The 18323-nt window shown below is 73.1% G+C and carries 18 protein-coding genes; 8 read left to right on the top strand and 10 right to left on the bottom strand.

Going from position 1 to position 18323, the window contains the following annotated elements; all coding sequences use genetic code 11:
• Positions 1–109 precede the first annotated feature (109 nt).
• The 3 genes from OO62_RS22255 to OO62_RS22265 form a co-directional block, all read right to left on the bottom strand.
• Positions 110–2572, bottom strand: coding sequence for a SpoIIE family protein phosphatase (locus OO62_RS22255; protein WP_051733513.1), 2463 nt, complete (start codon positions 2570–2572; stop codon positions 110–112).
• Between the two features lie 269 nt (positions 2573–2841).
• The gene (locus tag OO62_RS22260) at positions 2842–4344 is read right to left on the bottom strand and encodes an APC family permease (RefSeq protein ID WP_033269288.1); all 1503 of its coding nucleotides are present in this window, start codon (positions 4342–4344) and stop codon (positions 2842–2844) included.
• Positions 4345–4481: 137 nt separating this feature from the next.
• Entirely contained in the window at positions 4482–5108 is a 627-nt protein-coding gene (locus OO62_RS22265) for a YigZ family protein (protein ID WP_033269289.1), read from the bottom strand.
• A 265-nt stretch (positions 5109–5373) separates the two neighbouring features.
• Between OO62_RS22265 and OO62_RS22270 the strand changes: the two genes are divergently transcribed.
• From OO62_RS22270 to OO62_RS22280, 3 genes are all read left to right on the top strand, one after another.
• On the top strand, positions 5374–6159 hold the full coding sequence (locus OO62_RS22270; protein WP_033269290.1) for a type VII secretion system-associated protein: 786 nt from the start codon (positions 5374–5376) through the stop codon (positions 6157–6159).
• 174 nt (positions 6160–6333) lie between these two features.
• Complete coding sequence (locus OO62_RS22275; protein WP_033269291.1) at positions 6334–6741, top strand: CoA-binding protein; 408 nt, start codon at positions 6334–6336, stop codon at positions 6739–6741.
• Positions 6742–6766: 25 nt separating this feature from the next.
• The gene (locus OO62_RS22280) at positions 6767–7258 is read left to right on the top strand and encodes a GNAT family N-acetyltransferase (RefSeq protein ID WP_033269292.1); all 492 of its coding nucleotides are present in this window, start codon (positions 6767–6769) and stop codon (positions 7256–7258) included.
• A 54-nt stretch (positions 7259–7312) separates the two neighbouring features.
• Here the strand turns inward: OO62_RS22280 and OO62_RS22285 are convergent, their stop codons facing one another.
• Positions 7313–7870 carry a YbaK/EbsC family protein gene (locus OO62_RS22285; protein ID WP_033269293.1) on the bottom strand — a complete coding sequence of 186 codons (558 nt, stop codon included), beginning with the start codon at positions 7868–7870 and terminating at the stop codon, positions 7313–7315.
• A 43-nt stretch (positions 7871–7913) separates the two neighbouring features.
• Positions 7914–8486: a helix-turn-helix domain-containing protein gene (locus OO62_RS22290; protein WP_033269294.1), complete on the bottom strand. Its 573-nt coding sequence runs from the start codon at positions 8484–8486 to the stop codon at positions 7914–7916.
• 105 nt (positions 8487–8591) lie between these two features.
• Between OO62_RS22290 and OO62_RS22295 the strand changes: the two genes are divergently transcribed.
• On the top strand, positions 8592–9461 hold the full coding sequence (locus tag OO62_RS22295) for a DMT family transporter (RefSeq protein WP_033269338.1): 870 nt from the start codon (positions 8592–8594) through the stop codon (positions 9459–9461).
• 87 nt (positions 9462–9548) lie between these two features.
• Here the strand turns inward: OO62_RS22295 and OO62_RS22300 are convergent, their stop codons facing one another.
• A complete protein-coding gene (locus tag OO62_RS22300; protein ID WP_078617313.1) occupies positions 9549–10319 on the bottom strand; it encodes an acyltransferase in 771 nt (256 codons plus the stop codon).
• A 138-nt stretch (positions 10320–10457) separates the two neighbouring features.
• On the opposite strand from OO62_RS22300, the gene OO62_RS22305 reads away from it, so the two are divergent.
• On the top strand, positions 10458–10997 hold the full coding sequence (locus tag OO62_RS22305; RefSeq protein ID WP_033269295.1) for a gamma carbonic anhydrase family protein: 540 nt from the start codon (positions 10458–10460) through the stop codon (positions 10995–10997).
• Positions 10998–11074: 77 nt separating this feature from the next.
• On the opposite strand, the gene OO62_RS22310 is transcribed toward OO62_RS22305, so the two are convergent.
• A complete protein-coding gene (locus OO62_RS22310; RefSeq protein ID WP_033269296.1) occupies positions 11075–11431 on the bottom strand; it encodes a DUF4333 domain-containing protein in 357 nt (118 codons plus the stop codon).
• Between the two features lie 133 nt (positions 11432–11564).
• Positions 11565–12557, bottom strand: coding sequence for an alpha/beta hydrolase (locus tag OO62_RS22315; RefSeq protein ID WP_033269297.1), 993 nt, complete (start codon positions 12555–12557; stop codon positions 11565–11567).
• 304 nt (positions 12558–12861) lie between these two features.
• On the opposite strand from OO62_RS22315, the gene OO62_RS22320 reads away from it, so the two are divergent.
• Together OO62_RS22320 and OO62_RS22325 are read left to right on the top strand one after the other, a co-directional pair.
• Entirely contained in the window at positions 12862–14931 is a 2070-nt protein-coding gene (locus OO62_RS22320) for an ATP-binding protein (RefSeq protein ID WP_037685345.1), read from the top strand.
• Positions 14932–15120: 189 nt separating this feature from the next.
• The gene (locus tag OO62_RS22325; RefSeq protein WP_033269299.1) at positions 15121–15330 is read left to right on the top strand and encodes a hypothetical protein; all 210 of its coding nucleotides are present in this window, start codon (positions 15121–15123) and stop codon (positions 15328–15330) included.
• A 154-nt stretch (positions 15331–15484) separates the two neighbouring features.
• Here OO62_RS22325 and OO62_RS22330 read toward each other — a convergent pair whose 3' ends face one another.
• Together OO62_RS22330 and OO62_RS22335 are read right to left on the bottom strand one after the other, a co-directional pair.
• Positions 15485–16135, bottom strand: a complete 651-nt coding sequence (locus OO62_RS22330) for a DedA family protein (RefSeq protein ID WP_033269300.1) — start codon at positions 16133–16135, stop codon at positions 15485–15487.
• A gap of 245 nt (positions 16136–16380) precedes the next feature.
• Positions 16381–16836 carry a DUF4442 domain-containing protein gene (locus OO62_RS22335; RefSeq protein WP_033269301.1) on the bottom strand — a complete coding sequence of 152 codons (456 nt, stop codon included), beginning with the start codon at positions 16834–16836 and terminating at the stop codon, positions 16381–16383.
• A 94-nt stretch (positions 16837–16930) separates the two neighbouring features.
• Between OO62_RS22335 and OO62_RS22340 the strand changes: the two genes are divergently transcribed.
• Positions 16931–18256 carry an MFS transporter gene (locus tag OO62_RS22340; RefSeq protein WP_051733514.1) on the top strand — a complete coding sequence of 442 codons (1326 nt, stop codon included), beginning with the start codon at positions 16931–16933 and terminating at the stop codon, positions 18254–18256.
• The last annotated feature ends 67 nt before the right edge of the window (positions 18257–18323 follow it).

Consider the following 18323-nt stretch of genomic DNA (forward strand, 5'->3'; position numbering starts at 1 on the left):
GTGGAGCTGGTCGCCTTTGCCCGTACCCTGAAGAACTTCTTCAATCCCTCAACATCTCTTCCCCGCCCCGGACCGGCGCGCGGCTCCGCGCTCCCCTGGCACGCCGAGGTCAGGACGCGTCCTGGCCGGGGAGGGCCTGTTCGGTCCAGATGACCTTCCCCGTGGTGGTGTAGCGGGTCCCCCAGCGGTCGGCGAACTGCGAGATGATGAAGAGACCGCGGCCGCTCTCGTCGGTGGTACGGGGATGGCGCAGGTACGGCGAGGTGCTGCTGCCGTCGGCCACCTCGCAGATGAGGGTCCGCCCCAGGATGAGCCGCAGCTGGATCGGTTCGGTGGCGTGCCGGAGGGCGTTGGTGACCAGCTCGCTGACCACCAGTTCGGTGGTGAAGACCAGCTCGTGCAGATCCCAGCGCTCCAGCTGCCCGGTGGCGGCGGCGCGGGCCTCGGCGACGATCGCCGGGTCGGCGGGCAGGTCCCAGAGGGCGCGGCGCTCCGGGTCCAGGACGCGGGTCCGGGCCAGCAGGAGGGCCACGTCGTCCTGCGGCCGGACGGACACCAGCTCGTCGATGACGTGGGAGCAGAGCGCGTCGAGGGTCGGGGCCGGCGCCGCGAGGGTCTGCCGCAGCCGTTCCTTGCCGGGGGGCTCGCCGCGCCCGGTGGGGGCCCCGGACAGCAGGCCGTCGGTGTACAGCGCGAGCACGCTGCCCTCGGGCACCTCGAACTCGTGGGATTCGAAGGGCAGACCGCCGACGCCCAGCCGCGGCCCCACCGGCAGGTCGACGAAGGTGACCGTGTGGTCGGGGGCGATCACGGCGGGGACGGGGTGGCCCGCGCTGGCCATGGTGCACCGCCGGTCGATGGGGTCGTAGACCGCGTACAGGCAGCTGCTGCCGAGCGCGCCCGGCCTCGCCCGGCGGCTCTTCTCCTCGCGCACCACCCGCCCGACCACGTCGTCGAGGTGCCCGAGCAGCTCCTCGGGGCGCAGATCGAGGGCGGCGAGGGTCTGTACGGCGGTCCGCAGGCGGCCCATGGTGGCCACGGCGTCGAGGCCGTGCCCGGTCACATCGCCGACCACCAGGGCGACCCGGGCGCCGGACAGCGCGAGCACGTCGAACCAGTCGCCCCCGACGTCGCCCAGCTCGTTCGCCGGCCGGTAGGCGGAGGCCACGCACACCGCGTCCTGCGCGGGCACCGCCTGGGGCAGCAGACTGCGCTGGAGGGCGAGCGCCGACTCGCGCTCCCGGGTGTAGCGGCGGGCGTTGTCCATGCACACCGCCGCCCGGGCGACGAACTCCTCCGCCAGCCGCAGATCGTCGTCGGTGAACGCCTGGTCGCCCTGGCTGCGGAAGAACGAGGCCACGCCCATCGTGGTGCCGCGGGCACGGATCGGGACCACCATCACGGTGTGCAGTCCCAGCTCCTCGAACTGCACATGGCGTCCGTCCGGGGCCTCGCCCCACGCGGCGGAGCCCGGATCCAGCCGTCCGGCCCGCCAGGACCCGCCGCCGGCCAGCGCGCGGATCGGCGGCGCCCAGGCGTGGTAGCTGGCCAGGCCGCCGATCTCGATCACGGCCTCCGGTACGCCCGGCCGCAGCGACTGCTGGCCGGCCCGCCGCAGCAGCACCGTATCGGCGTCACTGAGCGGCCCGGGCTGCGGTTCCTCGCCCCTGACCACCGAGTCCAGCAGGTCGACGGTGACGAAGTCGGCGAGTTCCGGGACCGCCACGTCCGCGAGGTCCTGGGCGGTCTGCATCACGTCCAGGGTGCGTCCGATGTACTCGCCGGCCCGGTCCAGCAGGGCCATCTGGCGGCGGGAGCGGTAGTGCTCGGTGACGTCGACGACCGTGTAGCACAGCCCCATGGGCCGGCCCTCGGGGTCGTCGAGGCGGACGAAGGACATCGTCTGGGCACGGTCGTGGTACGGGTCGGCCGCCACCCGGCCGGTGTGCTCGTAGCCGGTCACGGGCTCGCCGGTCTGCAGCACCCGGCGCATCTGGGCCTCCAGCGCCGCGGTGTCCAGGCGCGGCTGGAGCTCGCCCAGGCGCCGCCCGATGCGCTGGGCGGCGGGCCCGCCGCCGTACTGCTCCAGGGCGGGGTTGGCCCAGACGCACCGCAGGTCGGTGTCCACGATGGCCATGCCGACGGGGGACGCGGTCACGATGCGCTCCAGCACCTCCCGGCCCATCTCCCACCCGTGCGCGGGCGGCGCCTCCGTGGCCAGGACCAGCCAGTGCAGTCGACCCTCGCCGTCCGTCACCCGGGCCACCTGCACCAGGATGCCGGTCACGCCGCCGTCGTCGCGCAGCGCGGACAGCAGCCCGGACCAGCCGCCCCGCTCGCGGCACTCCGCGGCGAGCACCGGCACCCGGGCCGCGTCGTCGGGGGCCAGCAGCTCGGCGGCGGGGCGGCCGACGGCCGTGGAGGCGGAGTGCCCGAGCAGCCGGCCGGCCGCGGTGGGCCAGCTCTCGACCCGCCCGCGGGCGTCGAGAAGGAACACGGTGGCGTCCGCGACGTCGAACGACGCCTTCCGCCCGGTAAGGCCGTCCGACGGGATTCCCCTGTCCGCTGCCATGTCCGCGCTTCCGTCCCTGTCGACTGTCTGCGTACCGTATCCCCTGAATTCATACCTTTCTGTCATTATTCGCCCGGCTCCACCCGCCGGATGCGGCATCGCGGTACCCACGCCGGACGCCGCACATCCGCCGTACGGACAATCAGCCGCCGCACCCGCCCCCTCTTCGCCCAGCCAACTCCCCTTGCCCTTGGCCGAGTTCGGCGACCGTATGCCGCACGGGCAGGCGGACTTCGCCCCGACACCGGTGGGCGCCCGTCGGGCAGCCGTCAGCCGGCCGCTCCGACGGCCCCCTCGGCGCCGGCCGGTCCGGCCTCGTCCCCGGCCGGCCGCTCGGCATCCGGATCGGCCCCGTGCAGATACCGCTCGTCGATCCGCTTGGGTCCGAACGGCCACTCCTTTTCGTGGCGGGCCCACAGCAGGAAGGCCACCACCCCGGCCGCGACCCAGGCCAGCGACCATTCGACGGGGTGCCGTCCGGGCGAGTTCTCGTCCGCGTAGGCGTAGATCACCAGCCAGCCGGCCAGCGCCACCACGCTCGGCAGCGGGTAGAGCCACATCCGGTACGGGCGCCGCAGCCCCGGCTGCCGGCGGCGCAGCACGGTCACCGCGGCGACCTGGGCCAGCGCCTGCACGATCACCATGACCGTGGTCAGCAGCTGGATGATGGTGGCCAGGTCGGTGTGGCGTCCGATGAGGAAACCCGTCGCCATCACGGCGCCCATGGTGAGCAGGCCCAGGACGGGGAAGCGGTGGCGCGGGTGGAGCTTGCCGTACGGGCGGAAGAAGACCCGGTCTCGGGCGGCGTCGTAGGGCACCCGTGAGCCGCCGAGGAGCCCGGTGAAGACGGACGCGACGGCGGTGATCAGGATGAGCACCGTGACGGTGTCGGCGGCGGCCTTGCCCCAGGCCCGCTCCAGTACGGCGGAGGCGACGGAGGTGGACGCCGTGGAGTGCGGGTCGAGCATCTCCTGCCAGCGCACGACGCCCAGCGTGCCGATCTGCAGCAGCAGGTAGATCGCCATGATGCCGAGGATCGAGGAGAGCACGGCGCGCGGGATGGTCCGCCCCGGCCGTCGGATCTCGGCCCCCATGTACGCGATGGTGTTGTAGCCCAGGTAGTCGTAGATGCCGATGGTCAGGCCGGCCGCGAAACCGATCCAGAAGTGACTTGCCGTCAGCTCGAAGGCGCGCGCCGGGTAGCTGAAGGCGCGCTCGGGGCTGAAGTGGGTGAAGGCGGCGACGATGACCAGGGCGACGGAGGCGATCATCACCGTCCACAGGACGACGGTGAGCCTGGCGATGTTCTCCACCCGCCGCCACAGCAGGACGACGATGCCGACGGTGACCGCGATGCCGACGAGGTCGCCCTGCCCCTGGCTCATGTCCGGCCACAGGTAGCCGAGGTACTGGACGAAGCCGATCACGCCGGTGGACATCCCGAGCGGGATGAACAGCATGGCCGTCCAGACGAACAGAAACGGCATCAGTTTGCCGGTGCGGTACTGGAACGCCTGCCGCAGATAGACGTAACTGCCGCCCGCGCCGGGCAGCGAGGCGCCCAGCTCGGCCCAGATCAGCCCGTCCGCGAGTGCCAGCACCGCGCCCGCGAGAAACCCGATGACGGCCTGCGGCCCGCCGAACGCGGCGACCATCAGGGGGATGGTCACGAAGGGGCCGATGCCGCACATCTGGCTCATGTTGATGGCGGTGGCCTGGAACAACCCGATCCTGCGGACGAAGCCCACGCGCTCGTCGAGGAGTTCAGGCATCGGTCAGCCCCTCTCGTGCCGGTACGCACACCGGGTTCCGCGGCCCGTCACCGCCGCGCCACAGGCTGACACGATCGGCGGCCGGACGCACCGGTCCGGGCGGAACTTTCCGCGGCCGCCACCGCCCCCGGGGTCGCTCAGAGCTCCCCGTACGCCTCCCCGCCCAGCTCCAGCTCCGCCGTGCCGGCAGTGGCGTCCGCGAGCCAGGCACGGAAGGCGTCCAGCTCCGCTTCCGGAAGCCCGACCTCGATGTGCACCTGCGCCCCGTACGTCACCTCGCGCACCGCCCGTCCCGTCGTCCGCAGGTCGTTCTCGACCCGCCCCGCCCGCTGGTGGTCGACGGTGACCGTGACCAGCCGGAACCGCTGCCGGGTGACCGTCCCCAGCACGTCCAGCGCCTCCCCGACGACGCCTCCGTAGGCGCGGATGAGACCGCCGGCGCCTAGCTTGACGCCGCCGAAGTAGCGGGTGACGACGGCGACGACATAACGCATCTCGCGCCGCAGCAGCATCTGGAGCATCGGCACGCCCGCGGTGCCGCCCGGTTCCCCGTCGTCGCTCGCCTTCTGCACGCCGCCGTCGGCCCCGAGGACGTACGCCCAGCAGTGGTGGCGCGCGGTCGGATGCTCCTTGCGGACGCGCGCGAGGAAGTCCTGGGCCTCGCTCTCGGTCGCGACGGGCGCGAGCGCGCAGAGGAAGCGGGACTTGTTGATCTCGATCTCGTGGACACCCTCGTGGGCGAGCGTCCGGTACTGCTCCTGCATCGGACCAGCCTATGCGGCCGCTGTGACAATCGGGCCGCCGGTGCCGGCGGCCCGCGCCGCGCTGAGCTGTCCGCCGTACGGGCGCGGGTGTCCGCCGTACGGGCGCACCCCGCACGGCCGAGCGGCGTACCCACCCCGTCCGCACGGTGCGTCGGGGAGACGTCCGCGCCCCCCGTAGGCACTGTGAGGCAAGCGCGAGAGCCTCGTGGATCCGGGGCCCCGCTCGTACAGGCAGGAACGGAACGGCGGGTTGGCGGAGGGCTGCATGGAAGAGAGCACACAGTCGGCGATGACGGCGGGCGTTCCCGTGACGGGCGAGGAGATGCCCGAGCCCCCGCCGGAGGTCATCGAGGCGGCACGCAACGCACCCGACCACTGGCTGGCCATGGTGGACCTGACCTGGCAGGGCGAGGGGCCACCCCCGCACTGGGCGCTGATCGGTCAGTGGCGCTCGGGCCCGACCGGCGAGATCGAGGAGTGGCGGGACAACCCGGAGTACCGGCCGTCGCCGCAGATGCTGGACTGGTCGGACCCGACCGATCCGGTGGACCGCGCCCTCCAGCTCGCGGCGACCGGCTACGGGCCCGGGGAGGACGTCACCGCGGAACTGGCGCGCGCGGAGGTCTCCGTCCTGGTCACCGCGACCGGTTCGCCGCTGGCCGCCGCGTCGCCCGAGGGCACCCCGGTGATCCCGGTCTACACCTCGGAGCGCTACCTGGAGTCCGTTGGCCGGCTGCTCTACGACCGGCGTCCGGTGGCCGACCTCGTCGAACAGCTGCCGCCGGGACACGCGCTGTACCTCAACCCGACCGGCCCGATCAGCATGCTGGTGGACACCGAGGAGCTGCGTACGGCGCTCGCCGGGACCGGTGAGGCGGACGCGAAGCGGGAGGCGGGCACGGCCAAGGCACTCCGCCCGGGAACCGGCGCCGGCGGTGCCGAGCCGGTGAGCGGCGGCCGGGCCATCGGCAAGCCCGCCCGCGCCGCCAACGGCAACACCGTCGTCGGGGCCGGCCTGGCCGGCAGCGGCATCTCCCGCACCGCCCGCTGACCCGCCGGCACACCGAACCCGCCCCGCCCGCCTTCCCCTTCGGGCGGGGCGTCTGCCGCCCGCTCCCGGCCCAGCCCGCCACCGCCCCGCTCCGCCGGTCTCCCGCGGCCGGGAATCTTCCGGCCGCGCCCGCCGTTGACCGCACAGGACCCTTCCCTGTGCAGGAGGCAGTGCATGTACGGCGACCCGCAGACGATCCGCAGGATCCTCACCGAGCTCGGCGACACCTGGGCCGTCGTAGGGCTGTCCAACAACGAACAGCGCGCGGCCCACGGCGTCGCCGAGGTGCTGCAGCGCTACGGCAAGCGGATCGTGCCGGTGCACCCGAAGGCCGAGACGGTGCACGGCGAGCAGGGCTACCCGTCGCTCGACGCGATCCCCTTCCCCGTCGACGTGGTCGACGTCTTCGTCAACAGCGAGCTGGCGGGCGGTGTCGCCGACGAGGCCGTCTCGGTCGGGGCGAAGGCCGTGTGGTTCCAGCTCGGCGTGGTCGACGAGACGGCCTGGGACCGGGTGCGCGACGCGGGGCTGGAGATGGTGATGGACCGTTGTCCGGCGATTGAGATACCCCGTTTGGGCTGAGCGCCCGGTGCGTTACCGTCCGGGCATGATCACGATGCGGGCGGCTGTTCCCGATGATGCCGGCGAGCTGGTCCGGCTGCGCCGGCTGATGTTCCTGTCGATGAACGGGCAGGATGCGCCCGGGAGTTGGGAGCGGGACGCGGAGGCGATGGCGCGCCGGCTGCTGGCCGGTCCGGACCCGCGGCTGGGCGGGTTCGTGGTGCCGGGGGACGCGTCGGGTGCGCCGCATCTGGCGGCCTGTGCGATCGGGACGGTCGAGGAGCGGCTGCCGGCGCCGGGCCATCCGTCGGGGCGCTTCGGCTTCGTCTTCAACGTCTGTACGGATCCTCGCTATCGCGGCCGCGGCTATGCGCGGGCCACGACGGAGGCGCTGCTCGGCTGGTTCGCGGAGCGGGGTGTGACCCGCGTCGATCTGCACGCCACGGACGGGGCGGAGCCGCTGTACCGCAGCCTGGGCTTCACCGAGCACTCCACGCCGCTGTCGCTGGACCTGCGGCGCCGCGCGACCGCCACCTGATCCCACCCGGCGACCGGGGAGGGTGCTCGCCGGCCGTCCGGCCGTCCGGCGGCGCTATGCGACGCCGAGGCCGTCCAGGACCGTGGCGCCGGGCAGCTCGGCGAGTGCCTTGCCGGGAACGATGAGCTTGCCGCGGCGGCCGCCGCTGCCGATCAGCGCATAGGGAACATCGGCGACCGCGGCGTCCACGAACAGCGGCCAGCCGGCCGGCAGGCCGATCGGGGTGATGCCTCCGTACTCCATCCCGCTCTCGCCGACCGCCGTGTCCATCGGCGCGAACGACGCCTTGCGGGCGCCCAGTTGGCGGCGCACGACGCCGTTGACGTCCACGCGGGTGTGCGAGAGGACGACGCAGGCGGCCAGCGTGGTCTCGCCACCGCGCTTGCCGGCCACCACGACGCAGTTCGCCGACTGCTGAAGCAGCCAGGGGCCGTGGTGTTCGACGAGGACGGCGGTGTCCGCGATGGCCGGGTCCGTGTCGACGTAGCGCAGCTCCTGGACCGGTACGGATCCGCTCCAGGTGCGGATCGCGGCGGCGACCGGGCCGGTCAGCAGCTCCAGGCACTCGGCGGCGGGCCGGACATCGTCGAAAGCATCCATCGGCACGGGCATGCACGCCAAGCTAACAGGCGCCCTCCCGCCCCGGCGGACCGTCTCAGCGGACGGGCGGGATGATCACGGACATGGTCATCTCGACCGGCTCGCTGCCGTCGTTGCGGTAGCCGTGCGGGGCCTTGGCCTCGAACGTCGCCGAGGCACCGGGCGGCACCTCGTGCTCGGCGTCGTCCACGAGGAGGGTCAGCGTGCCGGAGCGGACGTGGATCAGCTCGACGGTGCCGGGCGGGTGCGGGTCGGAGGTGCTGCTGTCGCCGGGCATCAGCCGCCAGTCCCACAGTTCGAACGGTCCCGGCGCCTCGGCCCCCACCAGGAGCACGGTGCGGCTGCCGGCCTCGGTGGACCACAGCCGGACCGCCTCGCTCTGCGGGACGATCCGCACCTGAGGGCCCTGTTCGTAGTCGAGGAGCGTGGTGATGCTGACGCCGAGCGCGTCGGCGATCTTGACGGTGGTCCCCACGCTCGGGTTCGTACGGGCCTGCTCAATCTGGATGATCATGCCGCGGCTGACCCCGGCGCGGGCCGCCAGCGCATCGAGGGTGAAGCCGCGCTCGGCACGCCAGTGCTTGAGATTGCGCGCGAGCGACTGCGTGAGCTGGTCGAGATCCGTCACGGTCCATCCAAGTCGAGGACAATAAATTAGATGCCGCAGTTCATTTTGTTGGACTACGGTGTGGTGTACTTCAGCGTCCGGTTCACTGTACTGCGAGGTTTCACCATGACAGCGGTCTTCGCCCTGGCCACCAGCCTTCTGTGGGGGCTCGCCGACTTCGGCGGCGGACTGCTCACCCGACGGCTGCAGGCGCTGACCGTGGTGGTCGTCTCGCAGACACTGGCCGCCGTGGTGCTCGGCGCCGGCGTGGTGGCCACCGGCGGCTGGCGGGAGGCCGGACCGCAGCTGTGGTTCGCGGTCGGCGCCGGCGTCGTGGGGCCCGCCGCGATGCTCTGCTTCTACCGTGCCCTGGCCCTCGGCCCGATGGGCGTGGTCTCCCCGCTCGCCTCGCTCGGCACCGTCCTCGTCCCGCTCGGGGTGGGCATCGTGGCGGGCGAGCGGCCGGGGCTGCTCCAGGCCACCGGCATGGTCGTGGCCGTGATCGGCGTCCTGATGGCCGGCGGCCCTCGCGTCAGCGGCGCCTCCATCGCCCGCCAGACGGTCGTACTGACGCTGATCTCGGCGCTCGGCTTCGGCGCCGTGATGGCGCTGATCTCGGAAGCCTCCACGACCCTGACGGGGCTCTTCCTCGCACTGTTCGTCCAGCGGGTGTGCAACGTCGCCGTCGGCGGCGCCGCGCTCTACGCGTCGGTGCGGCGCGGCACCCCGGCGCTGCCCGAAGGCGGCCTGCCCGCCCTGCGCGGCGCGCTGCCCATGCTCGCCTTCGTCGGGATCGCCGATGTCGCCGCCAACGGCACGTACTCCCTCGCCGCCCAGCACGGCCCGGTCACCATGGCGGCGGTGCTCGCCTCGCTCTACCCCGTCGTCACCTCGCTCGCGGCGCTCGGCGTCCTCAAGGAGCGGATGCAGGCGATCCAGACGGCGGGCGCCTCGCTCGCCGTGGTCGGCTCGGTCCTGCTCGCCTCCGGCGGCTGACGCACCGGACGGCCGGGCGGCGCCCCGTACGACGACCGAGCCGCGCCCCCCGGGGGAAGCGACGGCCCGGCGGTGGCTGACGATCGCTCAGGAGGCCCCGTGCGGCTCGCCGGCCGCCGCCTCCTGCCACTCCCCCAGCGCCACCAGCTGCTCCGGCGTGACGCCCTCGGGGATCGGCACTGGTGCGGGCGTCCGCAGCGGCGGCTGCCAGCCCTGCTGCGGGTCCCAGCTGCGGACGACCTTGGCGGGCGCCCCGGCGACCACCGCATGGTCGGGGACCTCCCCCCGCACCACGGCACCGGCGGCGACCACCACGTTGCGGCCCAGCCGCGCCCCGGGCAGGATCACCGCCCCGGTGCCGATCCAGCTGCCGGGGCCGATGGCGACGGGGGCGGAGCGCGGCCACTGCTTGCCGACCGGCACCTCGGGATCGTCGTAACTGTGGTTGGTGGTGGTCACATAGACACCGGGGCCGAAGAAGCAGTCGTCACCGATCGTCAGCCGGACATCGGCGATCACGTGACTGCCCCGGCCGAGCACCACACCGTTCCCCAGCGTCAGGATCGGCTCCGCGCCCAGATCGAGGTCCGGCATCATCCCCGCCGTCAGAGTGACGTCCCGGGCGATGATGCAGTGGTCACCGATCTCGATCCACGGATCGCCGAAGACCGTGCCCTGGGGGAACGCCAGCCGGGTGTGGGGGCCGATCCGCCGGAAGCGGTACGGGCCCGGGCGCTCGGCGGTCACGGCCGCGACCTCCCGCACCCAGCGCGCACCGCGGTGGACGGCGCGCGACACGACCCGGCGCCGCCAGGCCGCCACAGACGAGAACACGTTCTGGTTTATCGGCACCCGCACACGGTAATCGGCCTCCCCGCCGGCCGCCCTTTCGGTGTGCTGTGATCTTCGCCCCACCGGCCGCCGCCCCGGCCCGGCGGCCCGCAGGTCGTCTACGGTTCTCTTGGCGCGGCGCAGGAGCGGCAAGGAGAACCAGAGATGACTGAACGGGCAGTGGTTTCCCAGGTGGGCGGCAAGCACCCGAGGATCGATCAGCAGGCGTTCACCGCCCCGACCTCCGTCGTGCTCGGCGAGGTCACGCTGGCCGCCGGCGCGAGCATCTGGTACCACGCGGTGCTGCGGGCCGACTGCGGCCCCATCGTGCTCGGCGCGGACAGCAACATCCAGGACAACTGCACGGTCCACGTCGACCCCGGCTTCCCGGTGACCGTCGGCGAACGGGTCTCCGTCGGGCACAACGCGGTCCTGCACGGCTGCACCGTCGAGGACGACGTCCTGATCGGCATGGGCGCGACGGTCCTGAACGGCGCCCGCATCGGCGCGGGTTCGCTGATCGCCGCGCAGGCACTGGTCCCGCAGGGCATGGAGGTGCCGCCCGGCTCCCTGGTCGCCGGGGTGCCGGCGAAGGTCAAGCGGGCACTCACCGACGAGGAGCGCGAACTCATCAAGGTCAACGCCGCGATGTACCTGGAGCTGGCGGCACGCCACCGGGAGGCGTTCGCCGACCCCGAGGAGTGAGCCGGGCCGGCCGCGGAGTACGGCGCCCCCGGGCACGGCCGGAAACGGCGCCGGCACCGGCCCGCGGGCCGGGCCCGTCAGCGGTGCGGCGCGTCATGCACGTACGTGATCTCGTCACCTCGGACCCGGACGACGCGTACGGTCATCCCGCGGTCGGTCCCCCGCAGGTAGTGGGCCGTGCAGCGGATCCATGCGCCCCTGACCGCGCGCAGGTCCTGGGCGCAGTCGACCGAGCGCGGCCCGCGGAGGATCACCGGCAGCGACAGATGGTCCGAGAGGGAACGGGCGACCTCCTCGCGCGGAACGGCGTCGGTCCGGCCGTTCACCTCGCTGGTCGCGTCCCGCTCCGCCAGCCACCGGTTGCCCGCCGTGAGGCCGCCGGCCAGCAGAGCGGCGCCCGCCAGCACCAGACCGGCCGCTCGCAGATACCGCACGGCACTCCCTCCAACGGGCTCGGCACACCTCGTTCCCGGCCGCGCCCACCGGCCGGTCACCGACCATTCTCACGGCCGTGTCCGCGTCGTCAACCGCAGGCCCCTGCCCTTCGGCCACCCAGGCGACGGGCCGTCAGGCCGACGGCACCGGCCCCTGCATCTGCTCGCTGATCCAGTGCAGGGAATCGGCCATGCGCTGGATGTAGGTGTGGGCGCTGTGCACCCCGTCCGGTATCTCGAAGAGCGTGGAGTGGATCGGCCCGCCCGTGTAGTCCCGGACGAAGCCCTTCACATCGGGTACCGCGGTTTCCAGGCTGCCGAGTTCGAAGGCCAGATAGACCTGCGGCCCCCGTCGCGCCGCCAACTGGCGGGCCAGGTACCGCGGGTCGTTGGCGCGCATCTCCTCCGGGTGCCCCTGCCACATCGGCGAATCCGGCGCCGTGTCAGGGCCGTTGACGATGGCGGCCTTGAACCGCTCCGGCTGTTTGAGCACGGCCTTCAGCGCGGCGAACCCACCGGACGAGGACCCCATGAACGCCCAGCCGTCGCGGCTCCCGTACGTACGGAAGTTGGCCCGCGCGAAGTCCGGAACGTCCTCCGTCAGCCAGCTGCCCATCTTCGGCTGCCCCGGGATGTCGCTGCCGTCGTAGTACTTCTTGGCGGGGTTGAGCACCGGCATCACCACGATGAACGGCAACGTCTTGCCCTGCTGCGACCACTCCGCGATCCGCTCCTCCAGCGCGAACGGCGCGCCCGCCCAGTAGTTGAACGGATAGCCGTACGCGCCGGGCAGCGCGATCAGCACCGGGAAGCCGCTCCTGGCGTACTGCGGCTGGTGGTACTGCGGCGGCAGCCAGACCCAAATGTCGCCGGTGAAGCCGGATTTGCGGCCGGACCACTTCGTCGTCACCACCTGGGTGCCGTCGTTGCCGGTCGTACGGAACGGGGTGAAGGCGGAGCGCGGGCCACGCGGCATCACCACCCCCGGCTTGCCGTTGGCCGCGTCCGCCGGCTGCGCCCGCAGCCGGGGCACGCCGGACGCGTCGACGACGTCCCCGCCGCCGCAACCGGCCAGCAGCCCCAGAGCCAGCGCACTCATCGCGGCACCGACGCGCAGCCACTTCATCGGAACGTTCTCCTCGGGTTCTCAGGGCCGGCGGCGGGCTCGCGCACCGCGTGCACGCCGCCCTCACATCGCCGGTCGAAAGACACCACTTTAAGATCGGCCGGCACGCCCCCGGTGCCCACCCCGGCCCTTGTGACCTGGTGCTCCTTTCCCCGACCACCGGAGAGACGTCCTCGCGCGTCAAGCGCGCCGCCCGGGTTTCCCCCGTTCGATGCCGCCGCTCCCCGTTTACCGGACGGTCGGTTCTGGCATGGTTGATTCCCAGTTCGGAAGGGCGGCGCTGTGCCGTGGTTGGGGATGACCGATGACCGCGTGGGCCGAGCACGGGCCACTGCCCGGCGTTGTGGGACGGGCCGTTGAGCACGAGCAGATGTCCGGGCTGCTGGGCAGCGCTCCGCTGGTGACGCTCACCGGAGGACCGGGGGTGGGCAAGAGCGTCCTCGCCCGTGCCGTCCTCGACGAGCACACCGCACAGCGCGGCGGTACGGTCATCCGGGTCGCCTGCTGGGACGGTCTGACCGAGGGCGGTCTGCTGGACGCGCTCCTCCGGGCGGCGGGGCTGCCCGACGCCGCCCACCGGGACACCGCCCGCGCACTCGCGCACCGTACGGCGCACCCGTGCGTCAGCAAGCCGGCGCGCGGCCGGACGGGCCGGGCCGACGACCGGGGCCCCGCCTCCCCCACCACCGCTCCCCCGGCGGGCGGAGCGGCCCTCGCCGCGCTCGGGACGTACTGCCGGCAGCAGCGCGCGACGGTGCTGCTGGACGACTGCGACCCGGTGCTCGACGAATGCGCCCAGCTGGTAGGGCGATTGCTGCGAGCCGCGCCGGGGCTGCGAATCGTGGCGACCGCACGGCACGCCCTGGGCCTCGCCGAGGAGCGGGTGGTACGGATCGCGCCGCTGCCGGTGACGCTGGGCGAGGGCATCGCCGGACCGGCCGTCGAGCTGCTGGCCACCCGCACCGGGCCGGCCGCGCCGGAACTGCTGGTCACCGTGTGCCAGGCGCTGGAGGGCTCGCCGCTGGCGATCGCGCTGGCCGCGCACCAGTTGGAGCGGATGTCGCTGCCGCAGCTCGCGGCCCAGGTGGGCGCGGACGGTGCGCTGTTCTACTCGGGACCGGCGGCGACCGTCCGGCACACCTCGCTGTACGCCGCACACGCCGCGGGCTACGCGCTCTGCTCCCCCACCGACCGGCGGGTGTGGGCGAGACTCTCGGTGCTCCCCGGCGATTTCGATCCCTGGCTCGCGAGTTGCGTCTGCACCAGCAGTGACGTTCCTGCAGGTGCGGTCGAGGGCGCGCTGGAGCGGCTGCGCCGAGCCTCGGTCGTCGAATGCGTACGGGACGCGGGCGGCGTCCACGAGGACACCGGTGCCGCGCTGCCACCCCGCTACCGACTCCCCCGCGCGGCCCGCGACTTCGGGCGGACCCAGCTGCGCGAGGCCGGCGAGGAGGCCGCGGCGCTGCGCCGTTTCCGGCAGGCGTGCGCGGCACTCGCGGCCGAGGCCCAGATCGCCTGGCAGGGCCCGAACCAGCAGGTCGCCATGCGGCTCGTGGAGGACGAACAACACAACCTCGATGCCGCGCTGACCCGTCCGCCGCAGGACGCGGAGGACGCCCTGAGCGCGCTGGAGATCGCGGTCTCGCTGTGGTTCCACTGGGCGGCCTGCGGCTTCCGCCACGAGGGCCGGGCCCACCTGGACCGGCTGCTGCTGCTCTCCCGGGAGGACACCGCACTGCGGGCACGGGCACTGTGGCTGGCCGGCTATCTGGCGGCGCAGGAACAGGCGCCCACCACCGCGGAGGAGCTGCTCCGCCAGGCGTGGGCGGCGGCCGTCATGCACGCGGACTCCGACGGGCTGGCCCGTATCGCGCATGTGCACGGCGTGCTGGCGCTGTACCGCTCGGACCCCACGGCGGCCGTCCGCTGTCTGAAGGAAGCCGCCCGGCACCGCTCCCGGGACCCCTGGTTCGGCCCGGGCCCCGCGCACAGCGGGGCGCTGCTCGCCATCGCCCTGGCCCCCCTCGACGCCGAGCGGGCCCGCGCGGCCGCCCGCAGCGCCTGGGAGGCGCGCCACTCCGACGGCGACTTCTGGCTCTACTCGACGATCCTGTACGCGGAGGCGCTGACCGAACGCGCCCACGGTGAGCCGGCCGCGGCCCTGCGCGCCTGCCGCAAGGCGCTGGTGGCCAAGAAGCTCGTCGGTGACCCGCTGTTCATCGCGGGCGCCCGCAACATGCTCGCCGGCCTGCGGCGCGCGGTACGCGACGGCGGCCCGGTGCCGGAGTGCGACGGCGACACCCCGTGGTGGCGGCGCGGTGGCCCCGGCGTACGGCCGCAGTCGTTCTTCTCCCGCCTGCGCGCGGGCTCCTGAGGCGGGAAACGCGGCGGGCGGGGGCTCGGCCGCCTCGCCCCCGGGCCGGTCGTCGGCGGTCGTCGGCTGCGCTCCGCGCGGGCGTCGTCGGAACCCCGGTTCGGCCTCGACCGATCCGGTGGACACGCTGAGTGACACACCGACCGCGTTCGGGATGCGAGGGGACCGGGCCGGCCGCATGCTGGGAGCATGAAGCGTGCCCCCGTGATCGTGCATCCGCCGTCCACCGGCGGCCGCCGTGTGACGCTCCACGGACAGGATCTGGGCCGGGCGCTGCGCCCCGGTGACGTCGCGGCCATCCTGCGCCGGGCCGGTTTCTGCACCACCACGTTCGTCTGGGACGACACCGGCGTCTTCGAATGGCGCGACGGCGGCCCCGATGTCTGGCTGATGCCCTGAGCGAGGTCCCCCCGGAACCGCGCGGCACTCCGCCGATCCACGCCGCCGTGACCGGCGGAGCAAAAAGCACCCCGTCGCCCGGCGATCAGCGGCATTGCCCCGGGGTCAACGACGTTGCCCGGTGGTCAGCGACAGCCGGCCGTCGGCACGGGCGTCAGTCGACCGCCGCGGTGACCGGGGCCTCCGCGGCCTCCCGTGCTTCGGCCGCCTTCTTCGCCCGGCGCTTCATGACGAGGAACGAGCCGATGCCGAAGAGCACGGCGGCGGCCAGCCCCCACGTCGAGAAGCGCTTGAGCCAGGGCTCGGCGACCATGCCCACGGTGTAGATCAGCGCGGTCGTACCACCGGCCCAGACGATGCCGCCGAGGACGTTGGCGATCAGGAACTTCCAGTACGGCATCTTCAGCACGCCGGCGAGCGGTCCGGCGAAGATCCGCAGCAGCGCGATGAATCGGCCGAAGAAGACCGCCCACATACCCCACTTGTCGAACTTGGCCTCGGCCATGGCGACATGGTCGGGGCCGAAGTGCTTGGGGAACTTCCGCCCTGCCCAGTGCAGCAGCGGCTGTCCGCCCTTGCGTCCGATCAGATAGCCGATGGAGTCACCGATGATCGCGCCGGCGGACGCGCAGGCACCCAGCACGTACGGGTTGATGTGGTCCTGGGTCGCGGCGAGGATCGCGGCGCTGACCAGGACGATTTCCCCCGGCAGCGGAATGCCCAGGCTCTCCAGCCCGATGACCACCCCCACCAGGAGATAGACGCTCACGGCCGGTACGGTCTCGAGCCACTCCTGGATGTGCAACGCCGATTCCTCCGCGATCTCGGGCCCCCGTGGGCCGCTGCCCGGCGGTCGCTGGATCCGCGACGCCGGTGCCGGTCGTTCCCCTGACGCGCCGCAGCGCGCCCCAGAAGCGTACGCGATGGCACGGTCCGGGGGCCGAATCCGTGTGCGGTACGCAACATCCGGCGGCAGCGTGAGATCCGGCTCACGGACGCGGGCCGGTCCAGCTCGCGGAGAAGCCGGCCCGGCTCACTTTCCGACCCGGCTCACTTATTGGGGCGCAGCGTCCACACGATGCTCATCTCGCCGGTGACCGCGCCGTCCTCGCGGGTTATGGAGACGTTGACGGGGAACTCCGGGCGCTCGCCGGCGTCGAGCTCGGCGATCACGTCGGCCACCGGGCGGCCGAGTTCCGCGGTGGCGGTGACCGGGCCCATGGCGAGCTTCTTGTAGGCGATCTCGGAGCGCACGGCCAGCGGCACCGCGCGGCCGAGCTGGCTGCCGAAGGCCGTCATCACGATCGCACCGCTCGCGGACTCGGCGAGGGTGAACATCGCGCCGGCGTGCGGTCCGCCGACGTGGTTGTGGAAGTCGGGCTGGTCGGGCATGCGGACCACGGCGCGCTCCGCGGTGGTCTCGGTGAACTCGAGGTTCAGGGTGCGGACCATCGGCACGGATGCCGCCATCATTTCGCCGATCGACGGCAGGGTCTCAGAGGACATGAGATCATGTTACCTAGCAGTAGCTTAGCTGTGAAGGGGCCCGTCGCGACGTCCCGGACCGCCCCTCCCCCGCCCGCCCTTATCGTTGACGCCCATGGGGCGAGGACAGCAGAACAGCGGGGACGAACCGACGCGGGAACCGTTGAGCCGCCCGAGCTGGGCGGGACGCAACTACCTGCTGCTGACCGGCGCCACCGTGATCGCCAACCTCGGCAGCTCCGGCGCGCTCATCGCCACCGCGTTCGCGGTCCTCGCGTCCGGCGGCTCCGCCACCGACGTCGGCCTGGTCGCCGCCGCCCGCACGGTCCCGCTCGTCCTCTTCCTGCTGATCGGCGGCGCGGTCGCCGACCGGCTCCCCCGGCATCACGTCATGGTCGCCGCGAACGCCCTCAGCTGCGTCTCCCAAGGACTCTTCGCCCTGCTCGTCATCGGTGGAGAGCCGCGACTGTGGCAGATGGCCGTACTGGCCGCACTCGGCGGCACCGGGCAGGCGTTCTTCGCGCCCGCCTCCGAGGGCATGGTGCTCGCCAGTGTTTCCGGCGAGCACGCCGGCCGGGCCTTCGCCGTGTTCCGGATGGGTATGAACGGCGCGAACATCGGTGGCGCGGCCCTCGGTGGTGCACTGGTCGCCGCGGTCGGTCCCGGTTGGGTCCTGGCCGTCGACGCCGCCTCCTTCGCCGTCGCGGGAGCCCTGCGCGCCTTCCTCGACGTCACCGGAACCCCGGTGCGCACCCGCCGCGGCGGCATCCTGCGCGATCTGCGCGACGGCTGGCAAGAGGTCGTCTCCCGGCCCTGGCTGTGGGCGATCGTGCTGCAGTTCTCCCTCGTCAACGCGGTGATATCGGCGGCCGAGGCGGTCTACGGACCGCTGGTGGCCGAGGAGCACCTGGGCGGCCCGGGCCCCTGGGGGCTGGCGCTGGCCGCCTTCGGCGCGGGCACCGCGGGGGGCGCCCTGCTGATGACCCGCCTCAAGCCGCGCCGCCTCCTGCTGACCGGCTCCCTGTGCGTCTTCCCGCTCGCCCTCCCCTCCGCGGCCCTCGCCGTACCCCTCCCGGCAGCCGGACTCACCCCCCTGATGTTCGGCACCGGCATCGCCGTCGAGGTCTTCGCGGTGACCTGGATGATGGCGCTGCACCAGGAGATACCCGAGGAGAAGTTCTCCCGCGTCTCCTCCTACGACTGGCTCGGCTCCCTGGCCATGGTCCCGGTGGCCACCGCCCTGGCCGGCCCCGTCCAGGACCTCATCGGCCGCACGACCGCCCTCTGGTGCTGCGCAGCCGTGATCACCCTCCTCACGGCAGCGGTCCTCTGCGTCCCCGAAGTCCGCCATCTGACCCGCCGCACCTCCACCCCCACCATCGCCTCGTCGGAGCCGGCTTCTCCGCGTACCGAGGCGGAGGACACGGACCACTCGCTGTAAGCCTTGCCGGAGTACCGGAGCAAGAGCTCCTACGGGAGGACAACAGAGCGGACCGGTCGCCCGGAAG

This window comes from Streptomyces lydicus (genome assembly GCF_000717345.1).
GTDB lineage: Bacteria > Actinomycetota > Actinomycetes > Streptomycetales > Streptomycetaceae > Streptomyces > Streptomyces lydicus.